Origin of the sequence: Brevundimonas bullata, from assembly GCF_003350205.1 — a bacterium.
Lineage (GTDB): Bacteria > Pseudomonadota > Alphaproteobacteria > Caulobacterales > Caulobacteraceae > Brevundimonas > Brevundimonas bullata.
On record NZ_QLLC01000047.1, the window covers coordinates 1 to 17,224 of the forward strand.

Genomic DNA, 17,224 nt, shown 5'->3' on the forward strand with positions numbered 1-17,224 from the left:
GGATCCGGCCCCGACCCCGGTGCCCGATCCCGTCCCTGCGCCGCCCTGCCCCTGCCCTGGCGTAGGGCTGGCCTCGGGCGCGACGCCGATGACCAAGGGCGGCTCGGGCGCGGGCTTCGGCGGCGCCGACAACTCGGGCGGCCGCTCGTTCTTCATGGGTGGCAGATGAGTGCGGGAGGGCGCCGCCGGCGCCCCGCCCCCAGCGACAGGCGCAGGCTTGGGCGGCGGCGGGACCGGCAGGGGCGGAATTGGCGACGGCCGGACGAGCTCTACCTCGACCGGCCGCGACAAGAGTATGGGCGGCGCCTCGGGCCGCAGAGTCCCCAGCAGTCCGAACAGGGCCAGGTGAAACACCCCGACACCCGCCGCCACGCCCGCCCTGACGAATTTGACGTTACGAGGCGACGATCGGCTGCTCATCTGCGTCCCTTGAAGCGGATACCCTGACGTCTAACGCCCGAACCTCCGCTTCAGATCAGGAACAGCCTAGGCCAGTGCGCCGTCGATGGCGGCGGCGACCGTGGCGATGTCGCCCATGCCGTCGATCTCGGTCAACTTGCCCTGGGCTTCATAGTAGGGAAGCAGCGGGGCGGTCTGGCGATTATAGACGGTCAGACGATCCTTGAAGGTCTCGGGATTGTCGTCTGCACGGCCCTGTTCGGCGAAGCGCTTGGCGATCCGGTCGGTCAGGGCCTGGTCGTCGACCTTGAGGCGGACGACGCGGTCGATCTGGGCGCCGCGCTTGGCCAGCATGGCGTCCAGAGCCTCGGCCTGGGCCACATTGCGCGGGAAGCCGTCGAAGATGGCGCCGCCGGCGGCCTCGGCCTCCGGCAGGCGGTCTTCGATCAGGGCGATGACGATCTCGTCGGTGACGAGGTCGCCGCGCGCCAGCACGTCCTTGACCTTGAGGCCCAGCTCCGAGCCGGAGGCGATCGCGGCACGAAGCATGTCGCCGGTCGAGAGCTGGATCATGCCCCGCTCTTCAACCAGACGCTTGGCTTGCGTGCCCTTGCCGGCCGCGGGCGGCCCGAACAGGATCAGATTCATCTTGCGGGCTCCCCTACCCGATTATCAGCGACGGGCGGGGGCGCTGCCGCCCCGACCGCCACGGCCACGCAACTTGGCCTTCTTGATCAGACCTTCGTACTGGTGCGCCAGCAGTTGAGACTGGATCTGGGCCACCGTGTCCATCGTCACCGACACGACGATCAGGATCGACGTACCGCCAAAATAGAGGCTGTTGCCCATGCTGCTGACCAGGAACTCGGGCAGCAGGCAGACGGCGGTGATGTAGGCGGCGCCGATCACCGTCAGGCGCGTCAGGACATAGTCCAGATACTCGGCCGTACGCTTGCCCGGACGAATGCCCGGCAGGAAGCCGCCGTACTTGCGCAGGTTCTCGGCCGTGTCCTCGGGGTTGAAGGTGATCGAGGTGTAGAAGAAGCAGAAGAAGACGATCAGGATCGCATACAGGATCATGAACAGCGGCTGGCCGTGCGTCAGCTGCGCCGTCACCAGCGGCAGCCAGCTCATCCACTCGGGCAGGTTGGCCTGAGCCGTGAAGGTGGCCACCGTCGTCGGCAGCATCAGCAGCGACGAGGCGAAGATCGCCGGAATGACGCCGGCGGTGTTGACCTTCAGCGGCAGGAAGGACCGTTCGCCGCCTGTCATGCGGTTGCCTTCCTGGCGCTTCGGATACTGGATCAGAAGACGGCGCTGGGCGCGTTCCATGAAGACGATGAAGACGATGGTCGCCACAGCCAGGACAGCGATGAACAGCAGGGCGAAGACCGACATCTGACCCTGTTGGGCCAGGCCCAGCAAACGGGCCACGGTGGACGGCAGAACCGCCACGATGCCGGCGAAGATGATCAGCGAGATGCCGTTGCCGACGCCGCGCGCCGTCACCTGCTCACCCAGCCACATCAGGAACATGGTGCCGCCCGTCAGGGTCGTGACCGTCGAAATGATGAAGAAGATTCCAGGCTGGTCGATCAGACCGGCCTGTGCGTTCAGGCCTGCGGCGATGCCGAAGGACTGGGCCAGGGCCAGGAACACCGTCAGGTAACGGGTGTACTGGTTCAGCTGCTTGCGGCCGCTTTCGCCGCCTTCCTTCTTCAGCTTCTCCCAGGGCGGATACACCGCACCCATCAGCTGCACGATGATCGAGGCCGAGATGTACGGCATCACGTTCAACGCGAAGACGGCCATACGCTCGACCGCGCCGCCCGAGAACATGTTGAACATGTCCAGGATGCCGCGCTGGCCATCAGGGTTCTGGAAGAAGGCCAGGAAGGCCTCGGAATTAATGCCCGGAATCGGAACATAGGTGCCGATCCGATAGACCAGCAGCGCGCCCAGCGTGAACAGCAGGCGTTTGTGCAGCTCGGTCGCTTTCGCGAACGAGCCCATGTTCATATTGGCGGCGAGTTGTTCAGCGGCCGAAGCCATTAGGCGGTCCCCACGACTATGCCCGTCGTCAGATAGGCGGAAAGCGGCCGTCTTGCGAGGGCCGCTTTCATGAATTTCGTCATCCCGGTGCGGACAATCCCGGCGAACGCCGCATCAGCAGCGCTCGCACGGGATGACGATATCGATTTAGGCCTTGGCCGCGGCGCGCTTGGCGCGGGCCGAGATCTTGTTGGCGTCGCCCAGCGGGGTCTTGGCCGGCGGGACCTTGCCCTTGGCGGCTTCGCGCTTGGCGACGCGAGCAGCGGCCTTGGCTTCAGCGGCGATGCGCTGTTGCTCGACCGAACCGCCGGCGGCTTCGATGGCCTTGATGGCGCCGGCCGAGGCCGACCACACGACCAGGTTCAGCTTGGCCTTCAGTTCGCCTTCGCCCAGGACGCGCACGCCGTCCTTCACGCGACGGATCACGCCGGCGGCCACCAGGGCGGCGCCGTTGATCTCAGCCTTGGCGTCCAGCTTGCCGGCGTCGATAGCGTCCTGCACGCGCCACAGGTTCACTTCGGCCAGCTTCAGAGCGTTGGCGTTGTTGAAGCCGCGCTTGGGCATACGCATGTACAGCGGCATTTGACCGCCTTCGAAGCCGCCGATGGCGACGCCCGAACGCGACTTCTGACCCTTGACGCCGCGACCGGCGGTCTTGCCCTTGCCCGAACCCGGGCCGCGGCCGACGCGCATGCGCTTCTTGTGGGCGCCTTCGTTGTCGCGAATTTCGTTCAGTTTCATATGCCTGATCCTTTCGGGTGCTAGCGCCAGGTCGATCAGAGCGATCGCGCCTGACTCGGCGTTGGATAAATTGAAGGGCCGCTTCTAGGCGGCCCGACGCAGCATCGCAAGATGCTTCTTCAAAAGAGAAACGCCCTCCCCCGCGAGCGAGGAAGGGCGCAACTGCTTATTTTTCGACCACTTCGACCATGTGGGCGACCTTGGCGATCATCCCACGGACCGAGGGGGTGTCCTCCAGCGTCGACTCACGGCCGATGCGGTTCAGACCCAGGCCCGACAGAGTGGCGCGCTGATCAGCCTTGCGGCGGATCGGGCTGGCCGTCTGGCGAACCGTGACGGTGGCTTTTTCGTTCTTCGCCATGTCTATCAGCCCTCGACTGCTTCAGGCGCCGAAGCGCCGTCGTTGCGGCGGCCCATCAGGTCAGCGACCTTCTTGCCACGCTTTGCAGCAACCTGACGCGGCGACGATTGAACCTTCAGAGCTTCGAAGGTCGCGCGGATCATGTTGTACGGGTTCGACGAGCCGGTCGACTTGCCGACGACGTCCTGGACGCCGAGGGTTTCGAGGACCGCACGCATCGGACCGCCGGCGATGACGCCCGTGCCGGGAGGGGCAGCGCGCATCATGATCTTGCCGGCGCCCCAACGGCCGTTGCCGTCGTGGTGCAGGGTGCGGTTCTCACGAAGAGGCACGCGGATCATGGTCTTCTTGGCTTCTTCAGTCGCCTTGCGGATGGCTTCCGGCACTTCACGCGCCTTGCCATGACCGAAGCCGACCCGGCCTTTGCCGTCGCCAACAACCATCAGGGCTGCGAACGAGAAACGACGTCCGCCCTTAACGGTGGCGGCGACGCGGTTGATGTGCACCAGCTTTTCGACGATGTCCGAATCCGGACCGTCGACAGCGGGAGCGTTACGGTCGCGGCGGTCGCGGTTCTGACCACCTTGTCCGCGTTGGGGTTCACGAGCCATGCTTCCCGATCCCTTAGAAGTTCAGGCCGGCTTCACGCGCGGCCTCCGCCAGCGCCTTGACGCGGCCGTGATAGATGTAGCCGCCGCGGTCGAAGACGACGTCCTTGACGCCCTTCTCGATGGCGCGTTCGGCGATCAGCTTGCCAATGGCGGCTGCAGCGGCGACGTTCGAACCCTTGGAACCCTTGCCGCCTTCCAGCGACGAGGCAGCGGCCACCGTGACGCCCTGGGCGTCGTCGATGATCTGAACCGAGATGTTCTTGTCCGAACGGAAGACCGACAGACGCAGACGACCGTTGGCGACAGCCTTGAGGCGACGACGGTTGCGTTCGGCGCGGCGCTTGGCTTGTTGTTGCAGAGAAAGAGCCATGACTTACTTCTTCTTGCCTTCCTTGCGCCGGACCTTCTCGCCCGAATAACGCACGCCCTTGCCCTTATAGGGCTCCGGCGGACGCAGCTTGCGGATCACGGCGGCGATTTCGCCAACGACTTGCTTGTCAGAACCCTGGATCTTGATCTCGGTCTGCTTGGGCACGACGAAGGTGACGCCGGCCGGCGGCGCGATGTCGACTTCATGCGAGAAGCCGAGTTGCAGCGACAGCGATTGGCCCTTCAGGGCGGCGCGGTAACCCACGCCGACCAGTTCCAGGGTCTTTTCGAAGCCCTCGGTGACGCCAACAACCATGTTGTCGACCAGGGTGCGCGACAGACCCCACATCGCGCGAGCGCGAGGCGTGTCCATACGCGGCGCGAGGGTCAGACCCTCTTCGCCCTGGGTGACTTCGATTTCGTCGGCGACGGTCCAGGAGCTCTCGCCCTTGGGACCCTTCACGGAGACGGTCTGACCGTTGAGCGTGACAGTCACGCCCTTCGGCAGAGCAACGGTTTTCTTGCCAATACGGGACATATCAGTAGACCCTGCAGAGGACTTCGCCGCCGACGTTAGCGTCGCGGGCGTTGGCGTCAGACATGACGCCTTTCGAAGTCGAAAGGATCGAGATGCCGAGGCCGTTCTTGATCGGCTTCAGATCGTTGATGGCCGAGTAAACGCGGCGGCCAGGCTTCGACACGCGGGCGATCTCAGCGATCACCGGCTGGCCGTCGAAGTACTTCAGCTCGATCTCGAACTGCGGGAACTCGCCGGGGTTTTGAACCAGCGAATAGCCGCGGATGTAGCCTTCGTCCTGCAGCACGTCGAGGACGCGCTGGCGCAGACGCGAGGCCGGGGTCAGCACCTTGGAACGCTTGCGGGTCGCGGCGTTCTTGATGCGAGCGATCATGTCGCTCAGGGGATCGTTGATCATCATATCTGTTCGCTCCCCTTACCAGCTCGACTTGGTCAGGCCGGGGATCTGCCCCAGGTTGCCCAGTTCGCGCATGGCGATCCGGCTCATCTTCAGCTTGCGGTAGAAGGCCCGCGGACGGCCCGTCACTTCGCAGCGGTTGCGGATGCGCGACGGGGCCGAGTTGCGCGGCAGCTCAGCCAGCTTCAGACGGGCGTCGAAACGCTCTTCCAGCGGCAGGCTCTCGTCGTTGGCGGTCGCCTTGAGGGCAGCCCGCTTTGCGGCATACTTCGCAACCAGAGCCTTGACGGCTTCGTTACGGTTTACGGCGCTTTTCTTAGCCATTGTTCTCTTCCCTTCCCGCTCAGTTCTTCACGAACGGGAACTTGAACTCGGTGAGGAGAGCCTTGGCTTCCGCATCGGTCTTGGCCGTGGTGCAGACAACGATGTCCATGCCCCACATCTGGTCGATCTGGTCGTAGTTGATCTCCGGGAACACGATGTGCTCCTTCAGACCCGTGGCGTAGTTGCCGCGACCGTCGAACGAGGTACCCTTCAGGCCGCGGAAATCCTTCACGCGCGGCAGCGCGATCGTGATGAACCGGTCCAGGAACTCGTACATCTGGGCGCCGCGCAGCGTAACCTTGCCGCCGATGACCATGCCTTCACGCAGCTTGAAGCCGGCGATGGAGTTACGAGCCTTGGTCGGCACGGCCTTCTGGCCGGCGATGGCCGTCAGGTCCTTGAGGGCCGTGTTGGCCTTCTTGGAGTCAGCGACAGCTTCACCGATACCCATGTTCAGGACGATCTTGTCCAGCTTGGGAACCTGCATCTCGTTGGTGTAACCGAACTGCTCTTTCAGGACGGCGCGGATGCGGTCCTGATATTCGGTCTTGAGACGCGGCGTGTACTTGGTGTCAGCCATTAGATGACGTCTCCCGTGGTCTTGGCGAAGCGAACCTTGGCGTCGCCTTCGACCTTGAAGCCGACGCGGGTCGCCTTGCCGTTGGCGTCGGCGACAGCGACGTTCGACAGGTGAAGCGAGGCTTCTTTGTGCTTGATGCCGCCTTGCGGGTCAGCCTGGCTCGGGCGCGTGTGGCGCTGAACCATGTTGACGCCTTGCACGACGACGCGGTTTTCGGTCGGCAGAACCTTCAGCACCTGGCCGGTGCGTCCCTTGTCCTTGCCGGCCAGGACGACGACTTTGTCGCCCTTCTTGATCTTGGCGGCCATATTACAGGACCTCCGGAGCCAGCGAGATGATCTTCATGTGGTTCTTGGCGCGCAGTTCACGAGGAACAGGGCCAAAGATCCGCGTGCCGACCGGCTCGTTTTGCTTGTTGACGATGACGGCGGCCGACTTGTCAAAACGAATGACCGAGCCGTCCTTGCGCTGGATGTCCTTGGCGGTGCGCACGACGATAGCGCGAACAACGTCGCCCTTCTTCACGCGGCCGCGAGGAATAGCTTCCTTCACCGAGGCGACAATAGTGTCGCCCACCGAGGCGTAGCGGCGCTTGGAGCCGCCCAACACCTTGATGCACATGACCCGGCGAGCGCCCGAATTATCGGCGACCTCCAGGTTAGTTTGCATCTGGATCATAGGATCCGATCCTTTTCTTTAGGAAGCCGAGGCGGGGGAAACGACTTCCCAACGCTTCAGCTTGGACTTGGGGGCGCACTCGACGATGCGTGCGACGTCGCCGACTTTGAGAGCATTGCCCTCATCGTGAGCGTGGTACTTTTTGGACAGACGAACGATCTTTTTCAGGACCGGGTGCAGCAGGGTGCGCTCGACCTTCACAACGACCGTCTTGTCGCCCTTGTCGGACACGACCACGCCTTCAAGAATACGTTTGGGCATAGGTGTTTCCTTAAACCGCTGCGCGCTTCTCACGCAGAAGCGTGGAGATGCGAGCGATATCTTTGCGGACTTCACCAACGCGGTGAGTCTTTTCCATCTGACCGGTAGCGGCCTGGAAGCGCAGGTTGAACTGTTCCTTCTTGAGCTTCAGCAGCTCGTCGGCCAGTTGGTCGGGGGTTTGACCCCGAAGATCGGCGATCTTGGTCATGCCGCTTCCTCAAGATGAGCGATGCCGGCGTCAAGGCGAGTGACCACCTTGGTGCGGACCGGCAGCTTGGCCGCGCCGAGGCGCAGGGCTTCGCGAGCCACATCGTCCGGCACGCCGTCGATTTCGAACAGGATGCGGCCCGGGTGGCAGCGTGCGGCCCAATGGTCCACGGCGCCCTTGCCCTTACCCATCCGGACTTCAGCCGGCTTGCCCGTGACGGGCAGATCCGGGAAGACCCGGATCCAGACGCGGCCCTGACGCTTCATCTGACGCGTGATCGCGCGGCGAGCCGCTTCGATCTGACGCGCGGTGATGCGCTCGGGTTCCACCGTCTTCAGGCCGTAGGAGCCGAAGTTCAGCGAGAAACCACCCTTGGCCGAGCCATGGATGCGGCCCTTGAAGGCCTTGCGGTACTTGGTCTTTTTAGGTTGCAACATGACCTATCAGCCCTCACGACCACGGCGCGGACCGCGGTCACCGCGGGGGCCGCCACGGCCTTCGTTGGACGACGGACCCGAGGCTTCCAGGGCCCAACGCTTGTCCTGAGCCATGGGATCGTGCTCGAGCACTTCACCCTTGAAGACCCAGACCTTAACGCCAATGATGCCGTAGGTCGTCTTGGCTTCATAGAAGCCATAGTCGATGTCGGCGCGCAGGGTGTGAAGCGGCACGCGACCTTCGCGATACCATTCCATACGAGCGATTTCTGCACCGCCCAGACGACCGGCGACGTTGATCCGAACGCCCTTGGCGCCCAGACGCATCGCCGACTGCATCGAACGCTTCATGGCGCGACGGAACGCGATACGGCGCTCCAGCTGTTGCGCGATGTTTTCAGCGATCAGCTGCGCGTCGGTTTCCGGCTTGCGGACTTCGACGATGTTCAGGTGAACTTCGCCTTCGGTGCGAGCCGAGATGTCCTTGCGGAGCTTCTCGATGTCAGCGCCCTTTTTGCCGATCACGACGCCCGGACGGGCGGCATAGATCGTCACGCGGCACTTCTTGTGCGGACGCTCGATGATGATGCGCGAGACGCCGGCGGCGAGCAGGCGTTCCTTCAGCCACGTGCGCAGCTTCAGGTCCTGGTGCAGCAGGCGGGCGTAGTCGGCGCCGCCGGCGAACCAGCGGCTGTCCCACGTGCGGTTTACGCCGAGGCGCAGACCGACCGGATTGATTTTCTGTCCCATCAGGCGGCCTCGCCGGCTTCACGGACCACGATCGTGATCTCGCTGAACGGTTTCAGGATGCGCGAAGAGCGACCACGAGCGCGGCTCGCGAAGCGCTTCATCACCAGGTTCTTGCCCACGAAGGCCTCGGCGACGACCAGGTTGTCGATGTCGAGGTTGTGGTTGTTTTCGGCGTTCGAAACGGCCGAATACAGAACCTTGCGGACGTCGGTGGCGATGCGCTTGCGGCTGAATTCAAGCTCGTTCAGCGCCTTCTGAACCGGCAGACCGCGGATCGAAGCGGCGACCAGGTTCAGCTTTTGAGGGCTGATGCGAACGTTGACCAGCTTGGCGCGAGCCTCGGTGGCGCCGACGCGGCGGGGGTTGTTGGACTTGGCCATCAGTTACTTCCTTTTGGCCTTCTTGTCCGCCGCGTGACCCGGGAACGACCGGGTCGGGGCGAACTCGCCAAACTTCATGCCGACCATGTCTTCGTTGACCATCACCGGCACGTGCTTTTGGCCGTTGTGGACGCCGAAGGTCAGACCGACAAACTGCGGCAGGATGGTGGAACGACGCGACCAGGTCTTGATCACATCCTTGCGGCCCGACGTTTGAACGGCGTCGGCCTTCTTGAGCAGATACCCGTCGACAAACGGGCCTTTCCAGGAGGAGCGGGCCATTCTTAGCGAGCCTTCTTAACGTGGCGGGTACGGATGATGTACTTGTCCGTAGCCTTGTTCTTGCGGGTGCGGGTGCCCTTGGTGTCCTTGCCCCACGGCGTAACCGGGGTACGACCACCAGAGGTCCGGCCTTCACCACCACCATGCGGGTGGTCGATCGGGTTCATGGCGACGCCGCGAACGTGCGGACGCCAGCCCATGTGACGAACGCGACCGGCCTTGCCGAGGTTCTGGTTCATGTGGTCGGGGTTCGAAACCGCGCCCACCGTGGCCATGCAGCCGTCCAGAACCATGCGCAGCTCGCCCGAGCCGAGGCGGATCTGGGCGTAGCCCTGATCGCGGCCGACCAGCTGAGCATAGGCGCCGGCCGAACGGGCCAGCTGAGCGCCCTTGCCCGGCTTCATTTCGATGTTGTGGATGATCGTACCCACCGGCATCGAACGGAGCGGCATGGCGTTGCCCGGCTTCACGTCGGTCTTTTCGCCCGAGATCACCGTGTCGCCGGCCTTAAGGCGTTGCGGCGCGATGATGTAGGTCTTCTCGCCGTCGGCGTAAGTCACCAGAGCGATGAAGGCCGTGCGGTTCGGGTCATATTCCAGACGCTCGACCGTACCGATGGCGTCGAACTTGCGACGCTTGAAGTCGATCTTGCGGTACAGGGTCTTCGCGCCGCCGCCGCGGAAGCGGACAGCGATACGACCACCTGCGCCACGACCGCCGGACTTCGTCAGGCCTTCGGTCAGCGACTTCTCGGGACGGCCCTTGTGGAGCTCGGACCGGTCGACCAGCACCAGGGCGCGGCGGCCCGGCGACGTCGGATTGTAATGCTTCAGAGCCATCTGATTAGAGCCCCGTCGTCACGTCGATCGACTGACCATCGGCCAGCGTCACGATTGCTTTTTTGATGTCCACGCGACGGCCCAGGATGCCCCGGAAGCGCTTGGTCTTGCCCTTTTGAACCAGGGTGTTGACCTTGAGGACGTTGACTTTGAACAGGCTTTCGACCGCAGCAGCGATCTCGTCCTTGGTCGCCGTACCGGCGACGCGGAACACAACCTTGTTCTGCTCCGACAGGATCGTGGCTTTTTCCGTGATGATCGGAGCCAGGATGGTGTCGTAGTGTTTGGCGGTGGGTTGAGCGGCGGCCATTATGCGGCTTCCTTCTCAGCGAAGCGCGCCTCGATCGCCTCAACGGCGGCCTTGGTCAGCACCAGTTTGTCAGCCCGAAGGATGTCATAGACGTTCAGGCCGGCGTTCGGCAGCACGTCGATGTTCGGGATGTTGCGAGCAGCCAGGCCGAAGTTGGTTTCGACTTCCGGTCCAGCGATGATCAGAGCCTTGGTCCAGCCGAGTTTGCCGAAGGTCTCGCGCAGCGAGGCCGTCTTGGCTTCCTTGACCGACACGCTGTCGACGACGATCAGATCGCCAGCCTTCAGCTTCGAGCTCAGCGCATGACGCAGAGCCAGGGCGCGGACCTTTTTGGGCAGCGAGTAGCCGTGGTCGCGAACGACCGGGCCAAAAGCGCGCGAACCGCCGACGAACTGCGGAGCACGGCGCGAACCGTGACGAGCGCCGCCGGTGCCCTTCTGCTTGTACATCTTCTTACCCGTACGAGAGTTCTCGTTGCGGGTCTGAACCTTGTGCGTACCAGCGCGGCGCTTGGCCAGTTGCCAGTTGACGTAACGGGCCAGCAGGTCGCCGCGGATGTCGGAGATGCCGAAAACGGCATCCGACAGCTCCACGTCGCCGGCAACCTTGCCGTCGAGCTTGATGACAGAGAGTTTCATTACGCTTCACCGCCTTCGGTCGCTTCAACGGCCGGCGTTTCAGCCGGGGTCGAGGCGGGTTGAGCAGCCTTGGCCGACTTGACGGCGCCCGGGAAGGGAGCGTCAGCCGGGCGAGCCTTCTTAACGGCGTCGCGAACCTTGACGTAGCTGCCGTCGTGACCCGGGACAGCGCCCTTGATCAGGATCAGGCCACGCTCGGCGTCCACGCGGACGACGGTCAGGTTCTGCTGGGTGACGACTTCCTGACCGTAATGGCCAGCCATCTTCTTGCCCTTGAAGGTCTTGCCGGGATCTTGGCGTTGGCCGGTCGAACCGTGCGAACGGTGAGACACCGACACGCCGTGCGAGGCGCGAAGACCGCCGAAGTTCCAGCGCTTCATGGCGCCGGCGAAGCCCTTACCGATGGTCTCGCCCTGGATGTCGACCTTTTGACCCACCAAAAAGTGTTCGGCCGACAGTTCGGCGCCCACGTCCAGCAGACCTTCCGCGTCAACGCGGAATTCGGTCACATAGTGCTTAGGTTCAACCTCGGCCTTGGCGAAAACTTCGCGCTGAGCCTTGTTGGTGTTTTTTGCCTTCTTGGTTCCGGCGCCCAGTTGCAGGGCGACGTAGCCGTCCCGCTCTTGAGTGCGCTGACCCACGACCTGACAGCCATCAAGCTGCAGAACCGTGACCGGAATATGTGCGCCGTCTTCAGCGAAGACGCGCGTCATTCCCAGTTTCTTGGCGATCACGCCCGTACGCATGTCGGATCCCGCCTCTTTCTTTCTTAAATCTTGATCTCGACGTCCACGCCAGCGGACAGGTCGAGCTTCATGAGCGCGTCCACGGTCTGCGGGGTGGGGTCGATGATGTCGAGCACGCGTTTGTGCGTGCGGATTTCAAACTGCTCGCGCGACTTCTTATCGACGTGCGGCGAGCGGTTCACGGTGAACTTTTCGATCAGGGTCGGCAGCGGGATCGGACCACGAACGGTCGCCCCGGTGCGCTTGGCGGTATTGACGATCTCGCGCGTCGAAAAGTCGAGGACGCGATGATCGAAGGCCTTGAGCCTGATGCGGATGCTTTGATCCATATCGGTTGTTATTCCCAAGCGGTCGGAACCGCGTCCCTGTGAACCATTTCAAAGACCGAAGCCTCGGGCAGAGCCCCAAGGAACGCAAATCCGCAAAAACGATTGGCCCACGCAGATACCCGCGAAGGCCATTGAAGTCCCAAGAATGCTGCAAAGAACAGTAACTTAGGTCGTCCCTGCGAACCGCGTCTGCACCCGAAAGTGCACAGCCGGTCCAACAAGAAGCGTGCTTATGCCCGCCGATTCCATTTTCGTCAAGCGCGGAAACCGAGACGTGGCGGGCGTTTGCGACTCATCGCCTTCGCTCCGCCTGGCCACTCTATATATGCGCTCAGGCGCGTCGGATCGAACGCGCGCCTTAACGCCTGGGGCCAAAGCTTGGCCACATGACCGCCGCGTTAAGGGTCTGCCGCATTCCCGCGCCAGGTGGTGACGCAAACATGCCGCAATGCGTCACACTTAGGCAACATCGGTCCCAAACCGCTGAAACATGACAAGTTCGTTACAGCAAAGCGACGAAACGGGGCCTATCTGGCCGTCTCCGCTGTGGTGCGAACCCGGCGGTACGACAAAAAGGATAATCATAATGAAAACCGTCTTCCTCGCCTCCGTCGCCGCCGCGACCCTGATCGCCGCTCCGGCCTTCGCTCAAGACGCTGTCGGCTCGGTCGGCGTCGCCTATAACTACGCCGACATCGAAGGCATCGACGTCAACCGCGGCGTCATCGACGGCGTCGTCGCTTCGCCCGTCTTCGGCGACTGGACCGTGACCTTCAACGCTGAAGGCGCTTACACCGACATCGAAGGCCAAGACGACGAAACCACCCTGGCCGGCGCCGTGCACCTGTCGAAGAAGATCGAAGACATGCGCTTCGGCGGCTTCGTCGGCGCTTCGGAATTCGGCAACACCACCATGACCAACTTCGGTCTGGAAGGTCAGAAGTACCTAGACCGCGCCACCCTGACCGGCGTCGTCGAGTACGGCACGGCTGCTGACGCCGACATGTGGACCGTGGCCGGCGACGCAGCCTTCTACGCCACCTCGCAACTGCGCCTGAACGTTGGCGCGGCCTATTCGAGCGTTGACGCTGACAGCTTCTTCATCGGCGCTGACGACATCGAAGCCTGGTCGGCTGGCGTGGGCGCTGAGTACCAGTTCGCCAACTCGCCCTACTCGGTGTTTGGCGGCTACGACTACGTCAAGTCGTCGGACCTGGACGTCGACGCCAACGTGTTCAAGATCGGCATGCGCTACAGCTTCGGCGGCGGTCTGCAAGCCCGCGACCAAGCCGGCGCCAACCTGAGCCGCAGCTACAACGCTGTCTCGGCTCTGCTGGGCAACTAAGGCCTTAGCAGCCCTTAAGGGCTGAGATGATAGAGCCCCGGCGGAGCCATCCGCCGGGGCTTTTTCCTGTCTGCTGTTCCATTGCGGTACAGGCGTGAAAAAGGCCCGGGGGGTTCCACGCTCCCGGGCCTTCTCTCGTGGCGAGGCTGTCGGATCAGCGTCCGATATGCACCTCGCCCGAACCCACGACCGAGCGCGACACCGGCCCCGTCACCTCGGCGACGCGCACATCACCCGATCCGGCGATAGAGGCTTCAAGACTGGCCGCCGTGCCGTCAAAGCTGACATTGCCCGAACCGGCCACCGCGACTTCCAGCGAGGTTGCGCGACCGCCCCGGATCGACACATCCCCGGAGCCGCCGATCGACACATCCGCCGGCCCGTTCACACTGGCCACGACGATGCTGCCCGAGCCGCCGACATTGGCTTCCAGATCGCCGGTCGCCCCGGCGAAGATCGAACCCGATCCGCCGACCGAGGCCTCAAGCGAGCGCGACGTCCCGGCCCTCACCGTCCCCGACCCGCCGAGGCCGATTTCCAGCCGCCCATCGACATTGGCCACGGTCCAGGCGCCGCAGCCCCCGGCGCCCAGTTCCACCGACCGCGCGCCGCGTCCGACCGCGCCATAGACGCCGCTGCCCGAGTTGACATCCACCGTGCGCGGCGTGCGCAGCACCACCAGCGGCGCGTCCTCCAGACGAATGCGGCCCTTTCCGCGCAGCTCGACCGTCGCCCCGTCTCCCGGCTGACGACCGTTGGCGGGGCCGCTGTTGCAGCTGCGGATGCTGTCGTTGCTGAACTGCATGACGCTGCGGCGGCGGCCCAGACCGCCGTCGATGCGCACCTTGTCTCCGCGACGCTCGACCGTCAGTTGCGGCAGATCGGCCGAGCCCGGCGTGATCTCGACGGCGATGTCGGTGCGGTCCTCGGGAATGACGATGACGCGGGCGACCGCATTGCGAATCTCGGCTTCCTGGGCCGCAGCGGGCTGGGCGGCGGCGAATGCGGCCAGAACGGCGGCTGAGGCGGCGGCGTAAACGGCGATCTTCATGGCGGTGGCCCTCTCCTGATGTGGGATCAAGGTGGCCGCCGCCGCGCTTCAAGTCATTTTAAATCGAGGTCATGAAGTCGTTGTAAGAAAGCGCCTTCCCCAACTCAGACCTTCAGCGTCCCCGCCCCGTCGGTCACGCCGACCTCAGGTTCGAACTGGCGTTCAAAATGCGCGATCCTGTTCTTCAGGGCGCCCATGCGCTTCAGGCCCAGGGACGCCGCCCAGCGCAACGTCAGCTCGCCCTGCCCCATCGTGTCGGTCGGCCGCGGCGCCCCGCCCCGGCTGCGCAGCACGGCGTTGGTGTAGAGGGCCCCGTTGCGCAGCCGTGACGGCCAGGTCTGAAAGTCCATCGACAGGGAGACGCAGAACCGATCCAGATTCTCCACCCGGTGCGGCGCATACAGCGGCCAGGTCAAGGCCTGGCCCGGCTCCAGATCGATGATCTGAGCGTCGCCCTCGAACGCCAACCTGTAGGGAAGTTCTTCCGTCGTCTGCCGCGAGACCACCTGCTCCATGTCGCGTTCCGCCAGGTGCGCCTCGTCGCCCGGATAGACGAAGATCCGCTTGCGCCCGCGCAGGTGGAACAGCACCACCCCCGCCGCATCGAAGTGATAGGGCACCCGCGCCTTGGGCGACGACAGGATCAACTGCCCGCCGTTCTTGACCGCCTTCAGCCCCGGATAGGCGGCCTCGACCTGACGGAACTCGGCCATCGCCGCCGCCCACAGCTCGGGCCAGCCCGTCTCGACGTTGCGCAGATTGACCCACAGCCGCCCCTGCTGGATCGCCTCCAGCAACTGACCTCCGTCCAGACGCCCGCGCGCCCCGGTGCGCAGCGAAACCTGCCCCTCGTCGTCGTAGTCGTACAGGTTGATGTCGAACAGCTCCGCCGGATAGCGGTCCAGCAGCGCCGCCAGGGCCGCGTCCTCGGCGAAGCCCTGGGCGATCAGGCTGTGCGGGTGGACCCCCGCCCTCGCGATCGGGCCGGGGTAGCGCGTGCCACGCTCGGACATGGACATCTCCTTCATTACGACGCCGCCGTCGCGCGGCTGGCGGCCTTGGACAGGGCCGTGCGCGCGGCCAGCGCCGCCCCCTTCAACCGCCCGGCCCGAGTGGTCTCACAGGCCTCGATGACGTTCCAGCGCCGCCGAACGCTATCGGTCAGCCCCCGCCCGCCGGCCAAGCTCAGCACCGAAGCCCCGGCCCCGCCCAGCACCGCCGATAGACCCGGCTTCAGGATGACCGCCTCAGCCACGGGCTGAACCCGATCACAGAAGTAGCGCTTGTAGGCCTCGCCGCCGAAACCGTAGTCGAAGTCGCGATAGCCGAGCTCCGAGCCCAGACGGATCGTCTCCATGCTCAGCATGATGCCCGGCGAGCACCGCGCCAGCGCCGGGACATAGACCGGGAACCAGAAATGGAACCTCTGACCGGCGTGCAGGGAATATTCCATCGCGGCGATGTTTCCCCCCGCCCGAAGCACGGCGAGCGAGGCGCCGAAATCGGCCTGCTCGTGCGCCATCAGGGCGTGAAGCAGCGCCCGCGTCCAGCCGCACGCGAAGACGTCATGTCGGCCTGTGCGCCGATACTGTTCCCGCTTGCGTTCGATCAGGTCATCCAGAAGGGCGTGGTCGCGCAGGCCGATCTGCACCTCGACCGGGCCGAACTCAACGGCCATGCTGCGACGCGCCCGCTCCTTGTCCTTGAAGTATTTGCTGAAGGCCTGTCGGCGCGCGACGTACCAGGCGTCATAGCCGCCTTCATCCGGGATCGTGGTGCGGAAACTCTCGCTGATCGACGCCCCGGTCGCCTCCCCCACCCAGCCGTTGACGCTGAACCGCGGCCCGTCCAGCAGACGCGCGGTCTCCGCCAGTGACGGGCGGACCGCCCTGGGCCCGATCACGCCATGATAGTCATTCATCGGCGCAGCGATCGGCAGGATCGTCCCGCCGCGCTTCTGGTGTGGGAAATAGCCTACGACCGCCCCGTCACGATGGAAGACAGCCAGCGCGCAGTCCGGGCTGATCCGCGCGGCGATCTGCGAGAACTCGACGCGGAAATAGGGGCTGGCCAGATCAGGATCGGCGGCGGCCCAGGCATTCCACTGCGCGCACTCTGCGGCCGTCAGGCTTTCCAGGCTGCGGATTTTGACAGTCAAAACGCCAGGCATGAGCCTCCCCTTCCAGCGGAACAGCCAGCAAGTTTCATTCCGCTTCCCTGTTCTAGATCAGGCCCGTTTAGACAGGGTTTAAAGCCCGCGGGCTCAGTCCTGCGAACCTGGCGCCGTTCCAGGCGTTCTCCTGTCTCAACAAGGGAAACGCCATGCCTGACCCCCGCCCCGATGATCGCGAGATCGAAAACGAAAATCAGAAGCCGGATCGCCCCGGCCAGCCGCCGCGCCCCGCCACCGAACCTGACGGCGCCAAGGGGTCCAGCAACTCTGGTCAGACCGCAACGGATCCCGCCACCGGCCGGCCGAACCCCTAGACCCTGACCCGCCCGGCGCGACGCCGAGCCCGAACGGCAAAACGGCCCCCGGATTTCTCCGGGGGCCGTTCTGTTACGCTTTACTGCGGCTGCTCCGAGGAGCGGCCGGTA

28 protein-coding genes are annotated in these 17,224 nt (G+C 64.3%); 2 read left to right on the top strand and 26 right to left on the bottom strand.

Features of this window, described 5'->3' with window-relative positions; translation table 11 throughout:
• Window positions 1-486: 486 nt before the first annotated feature.
• The 23 genes from DXK21_RS15115 to rpsJ form a co-directional block, all read right to left on the bottom strand.
• The gene (locus DXK21_RS15115; RefSeq protein ID WP_114818606.1) at window positions 487-1,047 is read right to left on the bottom strand and encodes an adenylate kinase; all 561 of its coding nucleotides are present in this window, start codon (window positions 1,045-1,047) and stop codon (window positions 487-489) included.
• 24 nt (window positions 1,048-1,071) lie between these two features.
• Entirely contained in the window at window positions 1,072-2,451 is a 1,380-nt protein-coding gene (gene secY / locus DXK21_RS15120; RefSeq protein ID WP_114818607.1) for a preprotein translocase subunit SecY, read from the bottom strand.
• A gap of 147 nt (window positions 2,452-2,598) precedes the next feature.
• A complete protein-coding gene (gene rplO, locus DXK21_RS15125) occupies window positions 2,599-3,192 on the bottom strand; it encodes a 50S ribosomal protein L15 (protein ID WP_114818608.1) in 594 nt (197 codons plus the stop codon).
• A 166-nt stretch (window positions 3,193-3,358) separates the two neighbouring features.
• Window positions 3,359-3,553 carry a 50S ribosomal protein L30 gene (gene rpmD, locus DXK21_RS15130; RefSeq protein ID WP_114818609.1) on the bottom strand — a complete coding sequence of 65 codons (195 nt, stop codon included), beginning with the start codon at window positions 3,551-3,553 and terminating at the stop codon, window positions 3,359-3,361.
• A 5-nt stretch (window positions 3,554-3,558) separates the two neighbouring features.
• Window positions 3,559-4,164, bottom strand: coding sequence for a 30S ribosomal protein S5 (rpsE, locus tag DXK21_RS15135; RefSeq protein ID WP_105563647.1), 606 nt, complete (start codon window positions 4,162-4,164; stop codon window positions 3,559-3,561).
• A 13-nt stretch (window positions 4,165-4,177) separates the two neighbouring features.
• Window positions 4,178-4,534 (bottom strand): 50S ribosomal protein L18, encoded by a 357-nt coding sequence (rplR, locus tag DXK21_RS15140; protein WP_114818610.1) that lies wholly within the window; start codon window positions 4,532-4,534, stop codon window positions 4,178-4,180.
• A 3-nt stretch (window positions 4,535-4,537) separates the two neighbouring features.
• A complete protein-coding gene (rplF, locus tag DXK21_RS15145) occupies window positions 4,538-5,071 on the bottom strand; it encodes a 50S ribosomal protein L6 (protein WP_114818611.1) in 534 nt (177 codons plus the stop codon).
• Window position 5,072: 1 nt separating this feature from the next.
• Window positions 5,073-5,471 carry a 30S ribosomal protein S8 gene (rpsH, locus tag DXK21_RS15150; protein WP_114818612.1) on the bottom strand — a complete coding sequence of 133 codons (399 nt, stop codon included), beginning with the start codon at window positions 5,469-5,471 and terminating at the stop codon, window positions 5,073-5,075.
• 15 nt (window positions 5,472-5,486) lie between these two features.
• Window positions 5,487-5,792 carry a 30S ribosomal protein S14 gene (gene rpsN, locus DXK21_RS15155; protein ID WP_105563643.1) on the bottom strand — a complete coding sequence of 102 codons (306 nt, stop codon included), beginning with the start codon at window positions 5,790-5,792 and terminating at the stop codon, window positions 5,487-5,489.
• A 19-nt stretch (window positions 5,793-5,811) separates the two neighbouring features.
• Entirely contained in the window at window positions 5,812-6,372 is a 561-nt protein-coding gene (gene rplE / locus DXK21_RS15160) for a 50S ribosomal protein L5 (protein WP_114818613.1), read from the bottom strand.
• A complete protein-coding gene (gene rplX / locus DXK21_RS15165) occupies window positions 6,372-6,680 on the bottom strand; it encodes a 50S ribosomal protein L24 (RefSeq protein WP_114818614.1) in 309 nt (102 codons plus the stop codon). The genes rplE and rplX overlap by 1 nt, the downstream gene beginning before the upstream one ends.
• A 1-nt stretch (window position 6,681) precedes the next feature.
• Window positions 6,682-7,050: a 50S ribosomal protein L14 gene (gene rplN, locus DXK21_RS15170; RefSeq protein WP_021698481.1), complete on the bottom strand. Its 369-nt coding sequence runs from the start codon at window positions 7,048-7,050 to the stop codon at window positions 6,682-6,684.
• Window positions 7,051-7,068: 18 nt separating this feature from the next.
• Window positions 7,069-7,311, bottom strand: a complete 243-nt coding sequence (rpsQ, locus tag DXK21_RS15175; RefSeq protein WP_105563640.1) for a 30S ribosomal protein S17 — start codon at window positions 7,309-7,311, stop codon at window positions 7,069-7,071.
• Between the two features lie 10 nt (window positions 7,312-7,321).
• Window positions 7,322-7,519, bottom strand: coding sequence for a 50S ribosomal protein L29 (gene rpmC, locus DXK21_RS15180; RefSeq protein ID WP_105563639.1), 198 nt, complete (start codon window positions 7,517-7,519; stop codon window positions 7,322-7,324).
• The gene (rplP, locus tag DXK21_RS15185) at window positions 7,516-7,956 is read right to left on the bottom strand and encodes a 50S ribosomal protein L16 (protein ID WP_105563638.1); all 441 of its coding nucleotides are present in this window, start codon (window positions 7,954-7,956) and stop codon (window positions 7,516-7,518) included. The genes rpmC and rplP overlap by 4 nt, the downstream gene beginning before the upstream one ends.
• Window positions 7,957-7,962: 6 nt before the next feature.
• Window positions 7,963-8,706 carry a 30S ribosomal protein S3 gene (gene rpsC / locus DXK21_RS15190; protein WP_114818615.1) on the bottom strand — a complete coding sequence of 248 codons (744 nt, stop codon included), beginning with the start codon at window positions 8,704-8,706 and terminating at the stop codon, window positions 7,963-7,965.
• Window positions 8,706-9,086: a 50S ribosomal protein L22 gene (gene rplV, locus DXK21_RS15195; protein ID WP_105563636.1), complete on the bottom strand. Its 381-nt coding sequence runs from the start codon at window positions 9,084-9,086 to the stop codon at window positions 8,706-8,708. The genes rpsC and rplV overlap by 1 nt, the downstream gene beginning before the upstream one ends.
• Window positions 9,087-9,089: 3 nt before the next feature.
• Complete coding sequence (rpsS, locus tag DXK21_RS15200; RefSeq protein ID WP_105563635.1) at window positions 9,090-9,368, bottom strand: 30S ribosomal protein S19; 279 nt, start codon at window positions 9,366-9,368, stop codon at window positions 9,090-9,092.
• A gap of 2 nt (window positions 9,369-9,370) precedes the next feature.
• Complete coding sequence (rplB, locus tag DXK21_RS15205) at window positions 9,371-10,207, bottom strand: 50S ribosomal protein L2 (RefSeq protein ID WP_114818616.1); 837 nt, start codon at window positions 10,205-10,207, stop codon at window positions 9,371-9,373.
• 4 nt (window positions 10,208-10,211) lie between these two features.
• Complete coding sequence (locus DXK21_RS15210) at window positions 10,212-10,517, bottom strand: 50S ribosomal protein L23 (RefSeq protein WP_105563633.1); 306 nt, start codon at window positions 10,515-10,517, stop codon at window positions 10,212-10,214.
• Window positions 10,517-11,155: a 50S ribosomal protein L4 gene (gene rplD / locus DXK21_RS15215; protein ID WP_114818617.1), complete on the bottom strand. Its 639-nt coding sequence runs from the start codon at window positions 11,153-11,155 to the stop codon at window positions 10,517-10,519. The genes DXK21_RS15210 and rplD overlap by 1 nt, the downstream gene beginning before the upstream one ends.
• Window positions 11,155-11,901 carry a 50S ribosomal protein L3 gene (gene rplC, locus DXK21_RS15220; protein WP_114818618.1) on the bottom strand — a complete coding sequence of 249 codons (747 nt, stop codon included), beginning with the start codon at window positions 11,899-11,901 and terminating at the stop codon, window positions 11,155-11,157. Before rplC ends, rplD begins: the two co-directional genes overlap by 1 nt.
• A gap of 23 nt (window positions 11,902-11,924) precedes the next feature.
• A complete protein-coding gene (gene rpsJ, locus DXK21_RS15225) occupies window positions 11,925-12,230 on the bottom strand; it encodes a 30S ribosomal protein S10 (protein ID WP_105563630.1) in 306 nt (101 codons plus the stop codon).
• A 586-nt stretch (window positions 12,231-12,816) separates the two neighbouring features.
• Here rpsJ and DXK21_RS15230 point away from each other — a divergent pair.
• Complete coding sequence (locus DXK21_RS15230; protein ID WP_114818619.1) at window positions 12,817-13,575, top strand: outer membrane protein; 759 nt, start codon at window positions 12,817-12,819, stop codon at window positions 13,573-13,575.
• A 154-nt stretch (window positions 13,576-13,729) separates the two neighbouring features.
• Here DXK21_RS15230 and DXK21_RS15235 read toward each other — a convergent pair whose 3' ends face one another.
• The 3 genes from DXK21_RS15235 to DXK21_RS15245 form a co-directional block, all read right to left on the bottom strand.
• Window positions 13,730-14,626 (bottom strand): GIN domain-containing protein, encoded by an 897-nt coding sequence (locus tag DXK21_RS15235; RefSeq protein WP_114818620.1) that lies wholly within the window; start codon window positions 14,624-14,626, stop codon window positions 13,730-13,732.
• 104 nt (window positions 14,627-14,730) lie between these two features.
• A complete protein-coding gene (locus DXK21_RS15240; RefSeq protein WP_114818622.1) occupies window positions 14,731-15,639 on the bottom strand; it encodes a cupin-like domain-containing protein in 909 nt (302 codons plus the stop codon).
• Window positions 15,640-15,653: 14 nt separating this feature from the next.
• Window positions 15,654-16,796 (bottom strand): GNAT family N-acetyltransferase, encoded by a 1,143-nt coding sequence (locus tag DXK21_RS15245; protein ID WP_114818621.1) that lies wholly within the window; start codon window positions 16,794-16,796, stop codon window positions 15,654-15,656.
• Between the two features lie 152 nt (window positions 16,797-16,948).
• Here DXK21_RS15245 and DXK21_RS16700 point away from each other — a divergent pair, with 152 nt between their 5' ends.
• Complete coding sequence (locus DXK21_RS16700) at window positions 16,949-17,113, top strand: hypothetical protein (RefSeq protein ID WP_170136973.1); 165 nt, start codon at window positions 16,949-16,951, stop codon at window positions 17,111-17,113.
• Window positions 17,114-17,224 lie beyond the last annotated feature (111 nt).